We start from the raw sequence: 18,959 nt of genomic DNA on the forward strand, positions 1-18,959 counted from the left end.
TCGTCGCGGCCTGCGCCGCCAGCGCGGCGGGGGCGGCGAGGACGGCGGCGGCGATCGCGGCGCGGCGGAGGGACGTGGACATGCGGAACTCCTGGAGAGGTAGGCCGGGAACGTATCGGAACGCGGAGGCGCCCGTCAGTCGCGGGCGTGCCCCCCGCCGACGAAGCGGGGGAGGTCCTCGATCCCGACGAGGACGTCGCGTGGTTTGGACCCGTCCGGCGGCCCGAGGATCCCCGCCAGGTGCAGCTGGTCGATGACGCGGGCCGCGCGGCCGTAGCCGATCTTGAGGCGCCGCTGCAGCAGCGAGGTCGAGCCGCCCTGGTTCTGGATGCACACCTCGGCGGCCTCGAAGAACAGCTTGTCGCGCTCCCCGTCGGCGGCGCCGTCGTCGCCCGACGCGTCGCCGGCGGCGATCGCCTCGCGCCTGCGCACGACCTCGAGGATGTCCTCCTCGTCCGCCGCCTGCGCCTGGTCGATCGCCTCGGCCAGCTCGCGCGCCGCCGACGACGTCCCGGCCTTCCGGTCGCGGTACCAGTCCATGAGGCGCTCCGTCTCCTCGCTGGACAGGAACGCGCCCTGGAGGCGCGAAGGCTCGCTCTTCCCGGGCGGGATGAACAGCATGTCGCCGTTGCCGAGCAGCGTCTCCGCGCCCACGCCGTCGAGGATCGTGCGGCTGTCCACCTGCGAGGCGACGCGGAACGCGATCCGGCTCGGGAAGTTCGCCTTGATGAGCCCCGTGATGACGTTCACGCTCGGGCGCTGCGTGGCGATGATCAGGTGGATGCCGATGGCGCGCGCCTTCTGCGCGAGCCGCGCGATCGGCGTCTCGACCTCCCCCTGCACCGTCATCATCAGGTCCGCCATCTCGTCGATGATGACGACGATGTACGGCAGCGCGCCCTTCGTGTACGTGCGGTCCTCGAACGCCACCTCGGGGTTGCGCGGCTTCAGCAGCGGCGAGCCGTCGCGCGCCCGACGGTTGAAGTCCTGCAGGTTGCGGCAGCCGTTCGCGGCCAGCAGCTCGTAGCGCTCCTCCATCTCGAGCAGCGCCCACTTGAGCACCGAGGCGGCGTCCTTGCTGTCGGTGATGACCTTGTGCCGCATGTGCGGCAGGTCGTTGTACACCGACAGCTCGACCATCTTCGGGTCGACCATCAGGAAGCGCAGCGTCTCCGGGGTGTGCCGGTAGATCAGCGACGTGATGATCGTGTTCACCGCCACCGACTTGCCCGCGCCGGTCGCGCCGGCGATCAGCAGGTGCGGCATCTTCGCCAGGTCGGCGACGACCGGCTTCCCCTCGAGGTCCTTGCCGAGTGCGATCGGGAGCGCCGCCTTCGCCTGGTCGAACTCCGTGCTCTCGACCAGCTCGCGGAACACGACCATCTCGCGCGTCGCGTTCGGCACCTCGATGCCGACGGCGCCCTTCCCGGGGATCGGCGCGACGATGCGGATGCTCGGCGCGCGCATCGCCAGCGCGAGGTCGTCGGAGAGCGAGGCGATCTGGCGCACCTTGACCCCCGCCGCCGGCTCGTACTCGAACTGCGTGACCGTGGGGCCGACCGTCCGCCCGGTGATCCGCCCGTCGATCTTGAAGGTGCGCAGCACCTCCTCCAGCCGCTGCGCGGCGGCGTCGAGCTCGCGGCGGCCGACCTCCGCGTTGCGCGGCGGCGCCTCGGCGAGCAGCCCCTTCGGCGGGCGCTCGGCCAGCGTCTCCGCGGAGGCGTCGGCGGCCTGCATCTCGGCGGCGAGGCGCGTCACCGCGGCGGCGTCCGAGTCGGCGCGCGTCTCGGCCTTCGTGCGCCGGGCCTTCCGCGCGGCCTCGTCGGCCGCCGGCGCCTGCGCGGCGACGGCGGCGGGGGGCGTGGCGAGCTTCTGCGCGACCACGACGGGGTCGAGCGCCGGCATCTCCTCCGGCGCCGGCTCCAGCGCGACGGCGAGGTCCTCGGCGGGCTTCTTCCTGCGGCGGCGCGGCGCGGGTCCGACCGCGCCCGCCGCCTCGTCCTCGTCGGCCAGCGCGGCGGCGGCCGGCTCCTGCGGGCGGCCGGCGAGCAGGGCGCGCACCGGGTTCCACGCCAGCGCCAACACCGTCAGCACGCACGCCGCCAGCACCACCAGCAGCCACGCGCCGAAGGTCCCGAACCCCTTCACGGCGTAGAACGCGACCATCCCGCCCCACAGCCCGACGGCGAGGTTCGTGTCGGTCCCGACGTCGAACGCCAGTGCGACGACGATCGGCATCAGCAGCGCGCAGCCGCCGAGCAGGAGGAGCAGGTTGCGGTCGTCGCGCTGGCTCAGCTGCCCGAAGCGGCGCAGCGCGTGCGCGAGCGGCGCGAACGGCAGGAAGAGCGCGCCCGTCCAGCCGAGGAGGGTGAGCAGCGGCGTCGCGACCCAGGTGCCGATCACGCCGAACGGGCCGCGGACGGAGTCGCCGCCCTCGCCGCCGGTGAGCGCGTTCCAGGCGGCGGAGAGCAGGACCCCGCCCAGGAAGAGGGCGAGCGCCAGCAGCCCGAGGGCGCGCGCGTCCTGCCAGCGGGCGCGGCGGTGCTCCGCGCGCACGTCCGGCTCGGCGGCCGCGGCCGGCTCGGCCGCGCGGCGCCGCGGCGCGCGCGGGGGCTCCAGCTCCGGGTCTCCGGGCTGCGTTCCGATCGCCGCTCTCACGCCCACGGGTGTCCTCCGCCGTTCACCGACTGCATCGACTGCACCGACTCCACCGTCCGTCCCCCGCCCGGCGGTCGCGCGTCAGCGCTCCCAGCCCGGCCCCAGCTTCGTGATCTGACGATCGTAGTAGACCGCGACGACGCTGCACGCGTCGACGGCCGCGCAGGCGTCGAGGTCGGCCGCGAACCCCGCCTCGGCGAGCGCGCGCCCGTGCACCGCGTCGGCGAACAGCAGGTCGAGGCGCTCCCCGTACCGCCGGTCGAGCAGGACGCTCGCCTGCGCGGCGTCGTTGAGCACCACGTCCGGCCGGCGGCGCATCAGCCCACGCACGAGCCGTCCCGCGCAGGCGGCGTCCTCGAGCGCGAAGTGGCGCTCGCGGCCGGCGCAGATGATCGAGACGTCCGCCCCGCCGCGGGCCGCCGCCCGCAGGAAGGCGAGCGAGGCCTTGAGATTGACGTACGAGGCGACGATCACGTCACGCGCGCCCTGCGTCGCCAGGAGCGCCGGCGTCCCGTTCGTGGTCGAGAACAGGATGGTCCGCCCCTCGACCGCCTCGCGCGTGTACTCGCGCGGCGAGTTGCCGAGGTCGAAGCCCGGCACGGGGAGCATGCGCCGCTCGCCGGCCAGCTTCACCTCGCGGCGCTCGAACTGCTTGGAGCGCAGCACGACCTCGTCGCTGCTCTCGAGCGGCACGATGCTGCGCGCGCCGTTGGCGAGCGCGGTGGCGATCGTCGTCGACGCGCGCAGGACGTCGATCACGGCGACCACCCGCCCCGCCAGCTCGCCGGCGGCGAGGGAGGGGGCGCCGAAGACGACGTCCAGCCGCACTACGGCTCCCGCGCGGGGCCGCCGTGCGCGTGCGCGTCGGGTCGCTGCAGCTCCGCGCGCAGCCGCTCGAACTCCCGCTCCAGCCACTTCGTGTCGACGTCCCCCGCCATGAACTGCGGGTGCTGCATCACGCGGGCGAGGAACGGCATCGTCGTCGAGACGCCCTCGATCACGAACGTCTCGAGCGCCAGCTGCATGCGCTTCATCGCCTCCTCGCGCGTGCTCCCCTGCACGATGACCTTCGCGACGAGCGAGTCGTAGAACGGCGGGACCGTGTACCCCGCGTAGACGTGCGTGTCGAGGCGCACCCCCGGCCCGCCGGGCGGGTGGAAGGTGCTGATGTGCCCCGGCGACGGCTGGAAGTTGCGCGCCGGGTCCTCGGCGTTCACGCGGCACTCGATCACGTGCCCGCGCAGCGGCGGCAGCTCGGTCACCAGCATCGCCTCGCCGGCCGCCACGCGGATCTGCTCCTTCACGAGGTCCACCCCGGTGAGCATCTCCGTGACCGGGTGCTCGACCTGGATGCGGGTGTTCATCTCCATGAAGTAGAACGACCCGTCCTCGTTCAGCAGCATCTCGATCGTGCCGGCGCCGACGTAGTCGATCGCCTTGGCGCCCTTGACCGCGGCGTCGCCCATCGCGGCCCGCAGCTCCGGCGTCATCACCGGGCAGGGCGCCTCCTCCACCAGCTTCTGGTGGCGGCGCTGCACCGAGCAGTCGCGCTCCCCCAGGTGGATCACGTTGCCGTGCGAGTCGCCGAGGATCTGGAACTCGACGTGGCGCGGGCGCGTGAGGTACTTCTCGACGTACACGTCGCCGTTGCCGAACGCCGACAGCGCCTCGGAGCGCGCGAGCTGGAACGAGCGGGCGAAGTCGTCGGCGTCGTTGGCCACGCGCATCCCCTTCCCGCCCCCGCCGGCCGCCGCCTTGATGATGACGGGGAAGCCGATCTCCTGCGCGAAGACCAGCGCCTCGTCCGCGTCCTCGACCGGCCCCGGGGTGCCCGGGACCACCGGGACGCCCACGTCCATCATCGCGCGGCGCGCCGCCGCCTTGTCGCCCATCACGCGGATCTGCTGCGCGGTCGGGCCGATGAACGTGATGTTGCTGGCCGCGCACGTCTCCGCGAACTCCGCGTTCTCCGCCAGGAAGCCGTACCCCGGGTGGATCGCGTCGGCGCCGGTGATCTCGGCGGCGGCGATGATGCGCGGGATGTTCAGGTACGACTCGCGCGACGACGCCGGGCCGATGCACACGTCGTCGTCGGCGAAGCGCACGTGCAGGCTCTCGCGGTCGGCCTCCGAGTACACCGCCACCGTCTGCACGCCGAGCTCGCGGCAGGCGCGGATGACGCGGAGCGCGATCTCGCCGCGGTTCGCGATGAGGACTTTCTTGAACACGATCAGCCGTTCGGGTCGATGCGGAACAGCACCTGGCCGTACTCGACCGGGTGCGAGTTCTCGGCGAGGACCTCGGTGACGACGCCGTCGTACTCGCTCTCGATCTCGTTCATGATCTTCATCGCCTCGATGATGCAGACGACCTGCCCCTTGGCGATGCGCTGCCCGGCGCTGACGTACGGCTTCGCCCCCGGCTCGGCCGACGCGTAGAAGGTGCCGACCATCGGCGACTTGATCTCCAGCCCCTTGCTCTTGGGCGCCTCGGGGCGCGCCGGCGGCTCGTCGCGCGGCTCGAGGATCGTCGACAGCCCCTCCGCGGGCGTCGGGCGCCCGGCGGCCGGCGGGACCGGCGCCATCAGCGCCGGCATCTGCACCGGCGCCGCGACCTGCAGCGCCCCCCGCTGCTGCGGCGTCTTCGAGATGCGGAGCTTCATCCCCTTGTCCGAGGAGATCTCGATGCTGTCGACGGACGAGCCGTCGAGCATCTCGATGAGCTTCTTGACGTAGCGGAGATCGATCATGGGACGGTGGAGGGTGGGCGCCGCGTCGCGCCGTCGGGCGGCGGAACGCGACCGCGCCGCGCGGCGGGGTCGTGGCCCATCCGCGAGGCGCGATCGCGCGTAGTCGTCAGGGGAGCTCGAGGAGCTCCCGTGTGAAGTGCGTCAGGACCGCCGGCCCGTCCGGCGAGAGGTGCACGTCGTCCTCGATGCGCACGCCCCCCCATCCGGGCAGGTAGATCCCGGGCTCGATGGTCACGACCGAATCGGGCGGGAGCGTCGCCTCGGCCGACCGCGCCAGTCGCGGGGCCTCGTGCACCTCCAGCCCGATCCCGTGGCCGAGGCTGTGCCCGAAGGCGTCGCCGAAGCCGCGCCCGTCAATGTAGTCGCGGGCCAGGGCGTCGGCATCCCGCCCCGACTGCCCGGCCCGCACCTGCGCGCTGGCCAGCGCGTTGGCCGCCCGGACCACCTCGTAGACGTCCCGCTGCCGGTCGTCGGCCTTCCCCACGACCACGGTCCGGGTGACGTCGGCGCAGTACCCCTCGACGATCGCCCCGAAGTCGATGAGCAGGAGGTCCCCCCGCCGCAGCTCGCGCGACGCCGCCCGGGCGTGCGGGAGCGCCGCCCGCTCCCCGCTGGCGACGATGGTCTCGAAGGGGAACCCCTCGCTACCAGCCTCGCGCAGCGCCCGCTCGAGGATCCCGGCGACGGTCAGCTCGGTCAGCCCCGGGCGCACCTCCGCGAGGGTCCGCTCCAGCGCCCGCACCGCCACGGCGCCGGCGTCGCGGATCCGCCGCACCTCGTCGGCGTCCTTGCGCTCCCGCAGCCGCTCGACCAGGTCGGCGCTCGGCCGCCACGTCCACCGCGCCCCGCCGTCGAGCAGGCGCTGGAAGTCGCGGTGCAGCAGGTGCGCGCTCTCGAACCCGACCACGGCGACGTGCGGGAGCTGCGCCAGCTGCTGCCAGAGCCCCGCCCAGAGGCTCTGCTCCTCGATGACCACGCGAGCCAGCTCGCCGACCTGCTCGGGGGCCTGGGTCTGGTAGCGGAAGTCGGTGACCAGCACGGCCTCGCCGCGGTGCGTCACCAGCAGGAGCGCGCTGCTCCCGGCGAACCCGGTCAGGTAGCGGACGTTGGGAAGGCCCGTGACCAGCAGCGCGTCCAGGTGCGCCTGCTGCATCGCCGCGACGAGGGCGGCCAGCCGGGCCGGGCGGGCGTCAGCCACCCGCCGACTCCGCGCGCGCCCGCAGCCGCGCGACCAGCCCGCGCAGCGCGAGCTCGTAGCCGAGCGTCCCCAGCCCGCAGACCACCCCCTCGGCGGCCTCGGCGAGCATCGAGTGCCGCCGCACCGGCTCGCGCGCGTAGACGTTGGTCACGTGCACCTCGACGAAGGGGAGCGAGACGCCCACAAGCGCGTCGCGGATGGCGAGGCTGGTGTGGCTGTAGGCGCCGGCGTTGACGATGGCGCCGTCGGCGCGACCGGCCAGCCCATGCACGACGTCGACCAGCTCGCCCTCGCCGTTGCGCTGCGCGCACTCGACCTCGACCCCCAGCTCGGCGCCGACGGCGCGCAGGCGCGCCTCGACGTCGGCCAGCGTCTCGCGGCCGTACAGGGCGGGCTCGCGCCGGCCGAGGAGGTTGAGGTTGGGCCCGTTGAGGACGGCGATCCTCACGGCTGCATCAACCCCTTGAGCCACGCGTTGAACTGGGCGAGGTCGTCGTCGTCCGCCGGGTCGGGCGCGGGGGGCGCCGGCTGGACCGCCGTCGCGGGCGAGGCCGGCGTCGGCGTCCGCGACGCGGCGGGCGCGCCCGAGAAGTCCCACGAGTCGTCGACCGGGGGGATCGGCGCGGGGGCGTCGCCGGTGGACGGCGCCGGCGCCTCCTCCAACCCGACGAAGAAGCGCTCGAACGAGAACTCCTGCAGCCCGTACGGGGGCTCCTCGGCACGCGCCGGCTCGGCGGCCGGCGCCGCGGGAACCGGAGGAGGCGGGGGCGCGGCGGCCGCCGACGCCGCCCCGCGCTCCGCCAGCGCGACCAGCAGCGTCGCGTCGTCGTCCGCCGCCTCGAACCCGCCGGCCAGCCGGTCGGCCGCCGCCTGGTCGTCGGCGTCCGCGGGGCCGGCGAGCATCCCGACGACCGCGACCTCCGCGGCCGCGTCGATCGACGCGCGCTCCTCCGGCGCCGGCTCCGGCTCGGGCTCCACGGTCGGCGCCGCTGCGCCCACGAGCGACGCGAAGAAGGCGCCCGCCGTCGACTCGGGCTCGGGCTCCTCGCGCAGCGCGGAGACCCGGTCCCGCAGCTCGGCGTCGTCCGGCCGCTGGACCAGCAACCGGTCGTAGACCTCCAGCGCCTCGCCGCGGTGCCCCTGCCGCAGGAGCAGCTCCGCCATGGTCTCGGTCATGAACGCGGCCGAGGGCACGCTCCCCGACGGCTCGGTCTCGGGCACGGGCTCCGCGTCGACCGGCTCGAACGCGGCTACGGGTGCGGGTTCCTCCTCCACCTCGACCGGCGGCAGGTCGAGCCCCACGACCGGATCGTAGGGCGGCTCGGGCTGCGTCTCGACGAGCTCGTCCGCGTCGACGGCCGGCGTTTCGGTGTCAGCAGGCGGGGCCTCGGCGACCGGCTCCTCCTCCAGCGTCAGCTCGACCGGCTCGAACGACGACTCCTCGCTGAAGTCGACCGCGCGCTCGACCTCCGTCTCTTCCCGCTCGGCGATGGTGGCGTCGGAGTCCACGTCGACCGGAGCGAGGGCAACTGCCGGAATCGGATCGTACGGATGCAACGGATCCGTCTCATCCGAAGCATTCGAAGCATCCGACGAATCCGATTCCCCCTCGCGCTCGACCGGCCCGAGGTCGGGCGCGTCCGGCTCCCCCTCCGACCCGGCAGGCAGCTCGGGGAGGAACTCGTCCCACGCCACGACCGCGGGCGCATCCTCGACCTCCGCCTCGCGCGCCGGCTCGACCGGGAGTTCGGCAACCTCCTCTTCGATCGCCGGGGAGCGAACGGGCCCGAGTCCGAGCTCCTCGAGGTCCACGTCGAGGAGCCCGGGCGCCTCGATCGACCGGATCTCGGGCTCCGGCTCCGGCGCGGCCTCCGCCTGCACGTCGACCTCCACCGCGGCCTCGATGTCCGGCGACGCGCCCGGCAGGTCGAGGTCGAGCGTGGACCACTCCAGCGGCTCGACCGGCGGCGGCGGGGGCGGCGGGGGGACGAACGCCGCCGGCTGCGCGACCGGCGCCGGGGGCGCCATGCGGGCGGCGGGCGACAGCCGCTCCAGCTGCGCGGCGATGTCGTCGTTGCGCGGGTCGGCCTCCAGCACGCGCTGGTACCACGCGCGCGCCGCGCTCCCGTCCCCGGCGTCGCGGGCGATGTCGCCCAGGTGCCGGAGGGCGATCAGGTTCTCCGGGTCGAGATCGAGCGCCTTGACGAAGGCGTCGCGCGCCTCCTCCGGGCGGCGCGACTCGTAGAGCGCCTGCCCGAGCACGACGTAGCCGCTCATGTGCCCCGGGAAGCGCGCCAGCTGGTCGCGGCACAGCTGGACCGCGGCGGCCAGCTCCCCGTGCTTCCGGAACTCGTTCGCCAGCGGGGCGAAGTAGCGGCGCGGGTTCTCCGCGAACTTCCGTTCGAGTTCGGCGAGCCGGTCGGTGTCGGCCATGGAGCGGTCGGCGTTCGGAATGGGCCCGCGGAACGCGCGCCCCTGCCTCCGGGTATCGGCGGGCGGCGGGAGAAGATACACGGCGGCGGCGACCAGCGTCAACGCGAGCGGAGCCCCGAAGTCGCGCGTTCCCTTGCCTTTAGCCGCCGCCGCCCGGTAGTTTGCGCGGCTGTTCCCCGCCCCCGACCGCCCGCGCCCCGCGCCGGCGGGCCCGCCGCACATCCCCCGTCCGCTTCCCGCCAGGAGTCACGCTCGTGCTGCAAACGATGCGGAGCGCCGCGAAGTACGTCTGGATCATCCTGATCGTCGCCTTCGTCGGCGGCTTTCTGCTGGTCGAGACGTCCGGGCTGCTCAACCGCGACGTCATCACCTCGAACACCTCGATCGCGGAGGTGAACGGCGAGGACATCCTGGCGACGGACTACTTCCGGGCCGTCCAGGTCCGGGAGCAGCAGGAGAGCCAGCGGCTCGGCCGCGGCCTCTCGCTCGACGAGCGGCAGCAGCTGGAGCAGGCGGTGTTCGACGACCTCGTGAACGACCGCCTGGTCCGACAGGAGCTCGACCGCCGCGGGATCCAGGTCAGCGACGCCGAGATCATCCAGGCCGCGCAGACGTCGCCGCCGCCCGAGCTGCTCCAGAACCCGGAGCTGCAGACCGAGGGGCAGTTCGACCCCGACAAGTACCGCCGCTTCCTCGCCAACCCGGCCGCCAAGGCGCAGGGGCTGCTCCAGTACCTCGAGCAGTACTACCGCAGCGAGATCCCGAAGCAGAAGCTCTACTCGCAGGTCGCCAGCGACGTGTACCTGTCCGACGCCCGCCTGTGGGCGATGTGGCAGGACTCGCACGACTCGGCGCGCGTGACGTTCGCGGCCTTCCGCCCCGAGCTCATCCCCGACTCCGCGGTGAAGATCTCGGACGCCGAGGTGTCGGCGTACTACGAGCGCAACCGCAAGTCGTTCGAGCGGCCGGGGCGCGCCGTGGTGTCGGTCGTGAGCATCCCGCGCGCGGTCACCGGCGAGGACAGCGTCGCCGCGCGCGAGCGCGCCGCGGCGCTGCGCCAGGAGATCGTCGGCGGCGCGAAGTTCGAGGACGTCGCGCGCCGCGAGTCGGCGGACAGCGGCTCGGGCGCGCAGGGCGGCTCGCTCGGCAAGGGCCCGAAGGGGCGCTTCGTCGCCGAGTTCGAGAACGCGGCGTTCGCGCTCCCGGTCGGCGAGGTGTCGCAGCCGGTGCTGACGCCGTTCGGCTACCACCTCATCAAGGTGGACGCGCGGCAGGGCGACACGCTCGACGTGCGCCACATCCTCGTGCGCATCGGGCAGAGCGACTCCAGCGCCGCGCGCACCGACCGCGTCGCCGACGCGCTGGCGAAGGACGCCGCGGCCGCCGAGGCGAACGAGGGCGTGCGCCGCTTCGACGCCGCGGCCGCGAAGTACCAGCTGCAGAAGTCGCAGGTGGTCGCCATCGAGAACGAGCCGCTGAGCGTCAGCGGCCGCTACGTCCCGAGCGTGAGCGCGTGGGCGTTCGGCGGGGCGAGCGTCGGCGAGACGAGCGACCTGTACGACTCGCCCGACGCGTACTACCTGGCGCGCCTCGACTCGCTGACGCCGGGCGGCACGCCGCCGGTCGCCGAGGTGCGCGAGGAGATCCGCCGCCGCCTGGCGCGCGAGAAGAAGCTCGAGCAGCTGGTGCCGCGCGCCGAGGCGTTCGCGAAGGCCGCGCGCGAGAAGGGCTTCGAGGCGACCGCGCAGGCGACGCCCGGCGTCGAGCTGGGGACGACGCCGATGTTCACGCGCACGTCGCTGGTGCCGGGGCTCGGCCAGTTCACCGCCGCCCACGGCGCCGCCTTCGCGGTGCCCGTCGGGCAGATCGGCGCCCCGGTCGTCTCGCGCGACGCGGTGGTGGTGCTCCGCGTCGACCAGCGCGTGAACGCCGACAAGGGCGCGTGGACCGCGCAGAAGTCGGCGCAGCGGCAGCAGGCGACGCAGGTCGCGCGGCAGCAGCGCGTGCGCGAGTACCTGACCGGGCTGCGCGAGCAGGCGAAGCTCGAGGACAACCGCAAGGAAGTCGTCGCGGCCCAGCGCCGCCAGGCGGCCAGCTGAGTCGAGACGGCACGAGAAGAGGGGGCCGCGTCCTTCGGGACGCGGCCCCCTCTTCGTTCGTCCGACCGATCAGCCCAGCAGGCGCTTGGGCTGGCGGGCCTCCTCCTCTTCGGGGGTGGCCGGCGTGGGGCGCGGTACGTCGCGCTCGGCGCCGATGCTGCGCGTCTCGTCGCGCGGCGGCTCCGTGATCGCGCGCTGCGCCTCGCTCATGTTGCGCTTGAACTCGTTGATCCCCTTCCCGAGCGACCCGGCGACTTCCGGGATCCGCTTCGCCCCGAACAGGATCAGGACGATGAGGAGGATGATCAGGATCTCGGGCAGGCCGATGTTGCTGAACATGACGGTCTCCTAGAAGAGCGACCGGGCAATGAGATACGCGAGAAGGACGCCGACGAGGCTCAGAAGCGATACGTCCAGCGCGATCGGTCCGATGGCGAGCTTCAATATAACCAGGTCGATCGGGAGCGGGCCCAGCGACGGCGTGACGCCGGTCGTCAGGAACTCCTTCACCGAGCCCGGGGGGAGGAACCGCCTGGCGACCTGGGTGAGCAGGCCGCCGGCGACGAAGCCCGCCGCGAGCACGGCGGCGTGGAACCGCGGGCGGCGGCGGGACGAGGGGCTGCGCGTGGCCATACTCCGTCCTACCAGCGGCGGTCCATGACGTACCCGATCGCGTCGACGAGCGCGGCGCGGAACGGGGTCTCGGGGAGGTCGGCCAGCGCCTCCTCGGCCTCGCGCGCGAACTGGTCGCCGCGGCGGCGCGCGTACTCCAGCCCCCCGTGCTCCACCACCAGCGCGACCACGTCCTGGACCTGGCGGTCGTCGGGCGTCGCGGCGGCGAACAGCGCCTCGACCACCTTCCGCTGCGACGGGCGCATGGTACGCAGCGCCGCGATGAGGGGGAGGGTGACCTTGTGCTCGCGCAGGTCGAGCCCCGACGGCTTGCCGGTGACCTCCTGCCCCTCGGTGTAGTCGAGCAGGTCGTCCTGCACCTGGAACGCCATCCCCAGCCGCTCGCCGTAGCGCACCAGCGCGTCGCGGTGGGCGCGCGCGCCGCTCAGGGCGCCCAGCTCGCAGGCGGCGCGGAAGAGCGACGCCGTCTTGGCGCGGATCAGCGCGTCGTAGTCGTCCTCGGAGAACGCCAGGGCGTCGAGGGCGCCGAGCTGGCGGAGCTCGCCCAGCGTCATCGTCGTGGACGCCTCGGCGAAGACGCGGGCGACGTCCCAGTCGTTCAGCCGCACGATCTCGGTGAGGGCGCGGGCGTAGAGCAGGTCGCCCATGATCACGCTCACCTGGTGGCTGAACAGGGCGTTGATCGTCGGCATCCCGCGGCGCAGGACCGAGTGGTCGACCGCGTCGTCGTGCACCAGCGTCGCGAGGTGCAGCACCTCGAGCGTCGCCGCCAGCGGGACCGCGCGCTCCTCGGGCGTCTCGTCCACCGCGCTCGACAGCAGCACCAGCGTCGGCCGGAACATCTTCCCCTTCATCGCCGCGAGGTGACGGTTCACCTCGGCGACGATCGGGAGGTCGGCCGCCACGATGCGCGACATCTCCCCCGACACTCGGTCGAGGCGGTCGCGGACGGGGGCCTGGATGTCGTGGAGGGCGGCGGAGACGTCGGCGCGGGAGCGCGCGGACACGGTCATCTGGCTGGGGGTGAGAGCGAGGCGAGGCGTGCGGCGGCGTCGCGGAAGCCGTAGTCCGTGGCCAGCACCCTCAGGTACCAGGCGCGCGCGTCCTCCGCGCGCCCGACCTCCTGCGACGCCGCCCCCAGAAGGTAGCACAACGCGACGTGCTGCGGTGCCTCCGAGGTCGCCGGCGCCGGACCGGCCAGCCCCGCCGTCACCGGAGTGAGCGTCGACAGCACCAGCTCCGGTTCCCCACGCTCGAGGAAGCACGACGCCAGCGACTCCAGCGCCCGCCAGGGGCGGCCCGGCGCGCGCGCCGCCTTCTGGAACTCCCCGATCGCCTCCTCCAGCAGCCCCATCTCCTTGTACGCCACGCCCAGGTCGTAGTGGGCGTCGAAGTCGGCGTCCTCCAGACTGCGGGCGATCCCCGCCTTGAACGCGTCGAGCGTCGCCTGGAAGTCGGCCTGCTCGTCCCCGGTGGTGGGGAGCGTCGGCGCCACCAGCCGCGTGCTGGGCGCGGGCTCGCTCTCGCGCAGCCAGGCGCCCAGGTCGAGCCCGTCGGACGACTCGGCCGCGACCGGCGCGGGCGCCGGGGGGAGCGCGACGGCGGGCAGCGGCTCCAGCTCCAACGGCTCGACGTCCACCGGCCCCGCGCTGACGAGGTCGTCGGAGGTCAGCTCCAGCACGGGCGGCTCGTACGTCTGCTCGTAGGCAGGGGGCTCGACCGCGAGCGACTCGACGGCGAGGGGCGCGAACGCCGGCGGCTCGCCGTGCTCCTGCACGACGTCCAGGTCGAGGTCGAACGTCGTCCCGTACGACGCGTCTTCCGATCGGTCGTCCGCGACCGGCGTCGGGAGCGGGTCGTCGGCCGGCAGGAACTCGAGCGTCGGCCCGACCGACCCCAGGTCGAGCTCGGCGACGTCGTCGAGCCGGTCGGGCTCGTCCGCCGGGGCGTCGGCGAACAGCGGCACGTCCACCTGCAGATCGTCGGCGGCGTCCGCGGCGCTCGCCTCGACCGCCTCCTCCCCGACCTCGAGCGCGACCATCGACGGGGCCAGCGGCGGCAGCTCGCCGGGGAGCGAGTCGAGCGGGTGCGCGCCCTCGGAGGCCGCGCCGGTGGCCACGGCGATCTCGGGCTCCGCGTCGGTCAGCAGGTCCAGCGGCTCGTCGAACGCGGCCACCGGGACCAGCTCCAGCGGCGCGGGCGCGGCCGGGGACGCCGACTGCGCGGAGGCCTCGATCGCGGCCGCGTCGAGGTCGAGGAACACCAGGTCGCCGGCCGCGGCGGCGCGGCCGGCCGAGCGCCCGCCGTCCTCGGCCCCGTCCAGCTGCCCGGCGGCGCGCAGCGCCTGCTCCAGCAGCTCCTGCAGCTTCCCCGACAGGTCGGCCGGGCGCGAAGCCCCGGTGGCCAGGTGCGCGGCCAGCCCGCTGCGGGCGTCGGCGGCGCCGTCGCACAGCACCACGTAGTCGGCGAGGCTGCGCGCGACCTCGGCGCCCTGCCCCGCGCGCTGCATCCGCTCGGCGTACGTCAGGAAGTGCTGCCGCGCGTCGCTGCGGAACCCCTTCTTCGCGTGCAGGACGCCCAACGTGTAGTGCGTGGCCGCGCGCTCGGGCGCCTGGCGCAGGATCTTGGCGCCGAGGGCGATCGCGTTGTTCAGGAAGCCGCCGGCCGCGTAGAGATCGAGCGCGCGCTCGTAGTACGTGACCGCGCGTCCGAGGTCGCCCGCGCGCAGCGCGACGTCGCCGGCGCGGTTGTACAGCGCGACGTCGATGTCGTCGTCCGGGTCCGGCGACTCGTCGAGCAGGCGCGTGTAGAGGGCGAGCGCCTTGTCGTACTGGCGGTCGTGCTCGAGCTGGGCCGCCTGCTTCTTGATCTTGGCGAGCGCGGACATCAACGGGTCGGGGAAGCCGTGGGGAGCGGGAGCCCGGACGCGTGGTGCGCCGCGGCCTCGTACGGGTGACACGCGACCCCGTCCACCCACGTCCCCCGGCAGCGCCGGTCGCCGTACCAGTACGGCAGCTCGCGCACGTCCTCGGCGTCGAACAGCGCCAGGTCCGCCCGGAAGCCCGGCGCCAGCTGCCCGACGTCGCCGGCGAGGGCGAGGGCGGCGGCGCCGTTCACGGTGGCCCCCACGACCGCCTCGGCGGCGGTCAGGCGGAGCTGGCTGACGGCGAGGGTGAGCACCAGCGGGAAGTTGACGGTGGGGCTGGTCCCCGGGTTGAAGTCCGACGCGAGCGCCACCGCGGCCCCCGCGTCGACGAGCGTGCGCGCGGGCGCCTGCCGCGCGCTCCCCAGGAAGAGCATGGTCCCGGGGAGGAGGGTCGCCACGGTGCCGCCGCCCGCGAGCGCCCGCACGCCGTCGTCGCTCACCGCCGCCAGGTGGTCCGCGCTCGCGGCCCCCAGGGCGACGGCCAGCTCCGCCGCGCCGGACGTCTGCAGTTCGTCGGCGTGCAGCTTGAGACCGAGGCCCGCCTCGCGGGCGGCCTCCAGCAGCACGCGGCTCTCCGCCACGGTATAGACGCCCGGCTCGCAGAAAACGTCAGCAAATCGCGCCAGCCCCTCCCCCGCCACGGCCGGCAGCATCTCGTGCACCAGCAGCCGCAGGTACTCGCGCCGCCCCGCGTCGCCGCGCGCCCGCGCCTCCTGCGGGATCTCGTGCGCCCCGAGCCACGTGGGGACGAGCCGCAGCGGCAGCAGTGCCTGCAGGCGCCGGATGGCGCGCAGTGTCTTGAGCTCGTCCTCCAGCGTGAGGCCGTACCCCGACTTCACCTCCACCGTCGTCGTGCCGTGCGCCGCGATCCGCCGCAGCCGCGGCAGCGCCAGCGCGACCAGCTCGTCCTCCGTGCGCCCGCGCAGGTCGCGCACCGACGCGTGGATCCCGCCGCCGCGCGCGGCGATCTCCATATACGGCAGCCCCATCGCCCGCATCTCCTGCTCGGCGTGCCGCGGCCGGCCGAAGATCGCGTGCGTGTGCGAGTCCACGAGCCCCGGGGTGAGCAGCCGCCCCCCGCAGTCCACGCGCTCGGCGTCCGCGAAGCGCGCCTCCAGCTCGGCGAGCGACCCCGCCTCGGTCACGCGCCCGCCGTCGACCGCCACCGCCGTCCCCGCGGGCGCCACGCCGCAGTCGCGCATCTCGCCGCCGCGCCGCGCCCGCGCCGGCCCCGCACACGTCACGACCTGGGCGGCGCCGACGAAGAGCAGCGTCGAGCGTCGGGCGTCGAGCGGATCGCCCTCTGGACGCCCGACGCTCCCCGCTCGACGCTCCCCGCTCACGCGACGCCCGCCGGCGTCCGGGTCGTCCCCATCACGTCACGCACGCGCGAGGCGATGCGGATCGGCGCCTGCGCCTCGCCGCGGCAGGCGTAGTAGCAGTCGTTGCAGGCGATCGGCTCGTATCGCCTGTACTCCGACCAGTGGAAGTCGGTCGGGAAGTCGGGGCACCGCCGCACGCCGCCGGTGGGGCTCACGTGGATCGTGTCGATCCCGCTGCGGCACGGCTCGGTCATCTGCCCGCGCACGTAGCGGGGGATCTGCTCGAGGTAGTAGTCGGAGTTGGTGACGACGCCGCGCCGCCGCCGCTTGAAGGCGAGCAGGCGCGCCACCAGGTCGTCGATCTCGCGGTGCTGGGCCTCGCCGAGCAGGTGCGACGTGTTCCCGTTCTTGGCGTCGGTGTAGACGCTCAGGTTGACGCCGCACCCCATCTCCTCGGCGCGCCGCACGATGGGGAGGATCTGGTCGAGGTTGTCGTCCTTCAGCACGGTGTTGAACCGCACGTTGTCGATCCCGCCGGCCCGCATCGCCTCGACCGTGCGGAAGATCTTCTCGGTGAGCCCCGGGATCCCGCGCGCGACGTCGTGGCGCCCGTCGAGGTAGTCGAGCGAGATGTTGAACTGGTGGATCCCCGCGTCCCACAGCGACCGCGCGCGCTCCGGCGTCAGCATCCCGCCGTGCGTGATGAGCGTGACGTACTTGAGGCGGACCGCGCGGTCGACCGCGGCCACGAGGTCCTCGAGGTCGCGCCGCAGCAGCGGCTCGCCGCCCGTCCACGTCACGAGCATCGGGTCGAAGTGCCGCGCCGCGTCGGCGAAGCTCTTCAGCTCGTCCTTCTTCGCCTCGGCCGGCGTCTTCCAGTAGTCGCAGAAGCCGCAGCGCGCGTTGCAGCGCATCGTGACCTCGAAGTGCACGAGCACCGGGCGGCGGCGCGCCTTGAGCCAGGCGTACTTGCCGAGGAAGAGGGGGACGTGGTAGGGCTTGAACTTGGAGGAGAGCATGCGGAGTCCGCCGGACGCCGCGGACTGCGGGCTGCGGATTCGGAACCCGCAGCCCACGGCCCGCAGCCGTCAGAGCATCGGAAGGTTGAGGCCGTGCCGCCGCGCCGCCGCGACCGCCTCGGGGTAGCCCGCGTCCGCGTGCCGCGCCACGCCCATCCCCGGGTCGTTGGTCAGGACGCGCTGCAGCCGCTCGCGCGCGAGCGCGGAGCCGTCGGCGACGATCACCTGCCCCGCGTGCAGCGAGTTGCCGATGCCGACGCCGCCGCCGTGGTGGAACGACACCCACGACGCGCCGCTGGCGACGTTCACCAGCGCGTTCAGCACCGCCCAGTCGGCGATCGCGTCGCTGCCGTCGCGCATCCCCTCGGTCTCGCGGAAGGGCGACGCGACGCTCCCCGTGTCGAGGTGGTCGCGCCCGATCACGATCGGCGCCGAGAGCTCGCCGCGCGCCACCAGGTCGTTGAGCGCGAGGCCGAAGCGCGCGCGGTCCCCCTGCCCCAGCCAGCAGATGCGCGCCGGGAGCCCCTGGAAGTGGATCCGCTCGCGCGCCAGCGTCAGCCAGCGCCGCAGCCCCGCGTCGTGCGGGAACAGCTCGAGCGCCAGCGTGTCGGTGCGGTGGATGTCGGCCGGATCGCCCGAGAGCGCGACCCACCGGAACGGCCCCTTCCCCTCGCAGAAGAGCGGGCGGATGTACTCCGGGACGAAGCCCGGGATCTCGAAGGCGTCGGCCAGCCCGGCGTCGAACGCCACCGTGCGCACGTTGTTGCCGTAGTCGAACGCCACCGCGCCGGCGCGCTGCATGTCGCGCATCGCGCGCACGTGGCGCACCGCGCTCTCCGTCGACCGCCGCACGTACTCCGCCGGGTCGTCGGCCCGCAGCGCCGCCGCCTCGGCGAGCGACAGCCCCGCCGGCACGTAGCCGTGCAGCATGTCGTGCGCGCTCGTCTGGTCGGTGACGACGTCGGGGACCACGCCCCGCCGCACCAGCTCCGGCAGCACCTCGGCGGCGTTCCCCACCAGGCCGACCGACAGCGCGGTGCCGGCGCGCCGCGCCGCGTCGAGCAGCGCCAGCGCCTCGTCGAGGCCGTACGCCTTCCGGTCGCAGTAGCCGGTGGCGAGCCGCTTGTCGATGCGCGCCTCGTCGACCTCGACGCCGAGGATCGCGGCGCCGTTCATCGTCGCGGCGAGCGGCTGCGCGCCGCCCATCCCGCCCAGCCCCGCCGTGACGACGAGGCGCCCGGCGAGCGACCCGCCGAAGTGGCGGTCGGCCACCGCGCCGAAGGTCTCGTACGTCCCCTGCACGATCCCCTGCGAGCCGATGTAGATCCACGACCCGGCGGTCATCTGCCCGTACATCGTCAGCCCGAGCGCCTCCAGCCGGCGGAACTCGTCCCAGGTCGCGAAGCGCGGCACGAGGTTCGAGTTGGCGATGAGCACCCGCGGCGCGGCGGCGTGCGTGCGCAGCACCGCCACCGGCTTCCCGCTCTGCACCACCAGCGTCTCGTCCGACTCGAGCGCCCGCAGCGCCGCGACGATGGCGTCGAACGCCGGCCAGCTGCGCGCGGCCTTCCCCGTCCCGCCGTACACGACGAGGTCATCGGGGCGCTCGGCGACCTCGGGGTCGAGGTTGTTCATCAGCATGCGCAGCGCCGCCTCCTGCTCCCACCCCTTGCAGGACAGCTGGGCGCCGCGGGGCGCGCGCACGACCGGCGCGGCCGGCGGGGTCACGGTCGGGGCGCTCACGCGTACACCTCCGTCAGCAGCGAGTCGAGGGGGCGCGCCGCGTCCGGGACGAAGCGGCCTGCGACGACGGCGTCGGCGAGGCGGCGCACGTCGGGGGACGGCGGGCGGTCGCCGTCGAGCGGGGGGACGAGCGCGCGCACCGCGGCGTGCGTCGCCGCGACGCACGCCGCGGTGCGCGC

Annotated in this window: 16 protein-coding genes; 1 reads left to right on the forward strand and 15 read right to left on the reverse strand. The window is 74.2% G+C overall.

Going from position 1 to position 18,959, the window contains the following annotated elements:
• Nucleotides 1-135 precede the first annotated feature (135 nt).
• The 7 genes from PYV61_RS07085 to PYV61_RS07115 all read right to left on the reverse strand — a co-directional run bounded on the left by PYV61_RS07085 (nucleotide 136) and on the right by PYV61_RS07115 (nucleotide 9,038).
• Complete coding sequence (locus tag PYV61_RS07085; RefSeq protein WP_275829796.1) at nucleotides 136-2,658, reverse strand: DNA translocase FtsK; 2,523 nt, start codon at nucleotides 2,656-2,658, stop codon at nucleotides 136-138.
• 81 nt (nucleotides 2,659-2,739) lie between these two features.
• Nucleotides 2,740-3,486, reverse strand: a complete 747-nt coding sequence (locus tag PYV61_RS07090; protein ID WP_275829798.1) for a 2-phosphosulfolactate phosphatase — start codon at nucleotides 3,484-3,486, stop codon at nucleotides 2,740-2,742.
• The gene (accC, locus tag PYV61_RS07095) at nucleotides 3,486-4,886 is read right to left on the reverse strand and encodes an acetyl-CoA carboxylase biotin carboxylase subunit (protein WP_275829800.1); all 1,401 of its coding nucleotides are present in this window, start codon (nucleotides 4,884-4,886) and stop codon (nucleotides 3,486-3,488) included. The genes PYV61_RS07090 and accC overlap by 1 nt, the downstream gene beginning before the upstream one ends.
• A 2-nt stretch (nucleotides 4,887-4,888) precedes the next feature.
• Nucleotides 4,889-5,404 (reverse strand): acetyl-CoA carboxylase biotin carboxyl carrier protein, encoded by a 516-nt coding sequence (gene accB / locus PYV61_RS07100; RefSeq protein ID WP_345785221.1) that lies wholly within the window; start codon nucleotides 5,402-5,404, stop codon nucleotides 4,889-4,891.
• Nucleotides 5,405-5,513: 109 nt separating this feature from the next.
• Nucleotides 5,514-6,605: a Xaa-Pro peptidase family protein gene (locus PYV61_RS07105; protein ID WP_275829804.1), complete on the reverse strand. Its 1,092-nt coding sequence runs from the start codon at nucleotides 6,603-6,605 to the stop codon at nucleotides 5,514-5,516.
• On the reverse strand, nucleotides 6,598-7,053 hold the full coding sequence (aroQ, locus tag PYV61_RS07110) for a type II 3-dehydroquinate dehydratase (protein WP_275829806.1): 456 nt from the start codon (nucleotides 7,051-7,053) through the stop codon (nucleotides 6,598-6,600). The genes PYV61_RS07105 and aroQ overlap by 8 nt, the downstream gene beginning before the upstream one ends.
• Complete coding sequence (locus PYV61_RS07115) at nucleotides 7,050-9,038, reverse strand: tetratricopeptide repeat protein (RefSeq protein WP_275829808.1); 1,989 nt, start codon at nucleotides 9,036-9,038, stop codon at nucleotides 7,050-7,052. The genes aroQ and PYV61_RS07115 overlap by 4 nt, the downstream gene beginning before the upstream one ends.
• Before the next feature lie 266 nt (nucleotides 9,039-9,304).
• Here PYV61_RS07115 and PYV61_RS07120 point away from each other — a divergent pair, with 266 nt between their 5' ends.
• The gene (locus PYV61_RS07120; protein WP_275829810.1) at nucleotides 9,305-11,137 is read left to right on the forward strand and encodes a peptidyl-prolyl cis-trans isomerase; all 1,833 of its coding nucleotides are present in this window, start codon (nucleotides 9,305-9,307) and stop codon (nucleotides 11,135-11,137) included.
• Nucleotides 11,138-11,206: 69 nt separating this feature from the next.
• Here PYV61_RS07120 and PYV61_RS07125 read toward each other — a convergent pair whose 3' ends face one another.
• The 8 genes from PYV61_RS07125 to PYV61_RS07160 all read right to left on the reverse strand — a co-directional run.
• Nucleotides 11,207-11,476 (reverse strand): twin-arginine translocase TatA/TatE family subunit, encoded by a 270-nt coding sequence (locus tag PYV61_RS07125; RefSeq protein ID WP_275829812.1) that lies wholly within the window; start codon nucleotides 11,474-11,476, stop codon nucleotides 11,207-11,209.
• A 9-nt stretch (nucleotides 11,477-11,485) separates the two neighbouring features.
• Nucleotides 11,486-11,770: a DUF4321 domain-containing protein gene (locus PYV61_RS07130; RefSeq protein ID WP_275829814.1), complete on the reverse strand. Its 285-nt coding sequence runs from the start codon at nucleotides 11,768-11,770 to the stop codon at nucleotides 11,486-11,488.
• Between the two features lie 8 nt (nucleotides 11,771-11,778).
• On the reverse strand, nucleotides 11,779-12,783 hold the full coding sequence (locus tag PYV61_RS07135) for a polyprenyl synthetase family protein (protein WP_275829816.1): 1,005 nt from the start codon (nucleotides 12,781-12,783) through the stop codon (nucleotides 11,779-11,781).
• Nucleotides 12,780-14,657 (reverse strand): tetratricopeptide repeat protein, encoded by a 1,878-nt coding sequence (locus PYV61_RS07140; protein WP_275829818.1) that lies wholly within the window; start codon nucleotides 14,655-14,657, stop codon nucleotides 12,780-12,782. Before PYV61_RS07140 ends, PYV61_RS07135 begins: the two co-directional genes overlap by 4 nt.
• Entirely contained in the window at nucleotides 14,657-16,039 is a 1,383-nt protein-coding gene (gene hutI, locus PYV61_RS07145; RefSeq protein WP_275829819.1) for an imidazolonepropionase, read from the reverse strand. Before hutI ends, PYV61_RS07140 begins: the two co-directional genes overlap by 1 nt.
• Nucleotides 16,036-17,037 (reverse strand): radical SAM protein, encoded by a 1,002-nt coding sequence (locus PYV61_RS07150; RefSeq protein ID WP_275829821.1) that lies wholly within the window; start codon nucleotides 17,035-17,037, stop codon nucleotides 16,036-16,038. Before PYV61_RS07150 ends, hutI begins: the two co-directional genes overlap by 4 nt.
• A 69-nt stretch (nucleotides 17,038-17,106) precedes the next feature.
• Nucleotides 17,107-18,780 (reverse strand): urocanate hydratase, encoded by a 1,674-nt coding sequence (gene hutU, locus PYV61_RS07155; RefSeq protein WP_275829823.1) that lies wholly within the window; start codon nucleotides 18,778-18,780, stop codon nucleotides 17,107-17,109.
• Nucleotides 18,777-18,959: hypothetical protein (locus tag PYV61_RS07160; protein WP_275829826.1), on the reverse strand; the 183-nt coding region annotated here is incomplete at its 5' end. The genes hutU and PYV61_RS07160, both read right to left, overlap by 4 nt.

This window comes from Roseisolibacter sp. H3M3-2, from assembly GCF_029211165.1.
In the GTDB taxonomy this organism is placed as follows: Bacteria; Gemmatimonadota; Gemmatimonadetes; order Gemmatimonadales; family Gemmatimonadaceae; genus Roseisolibacter.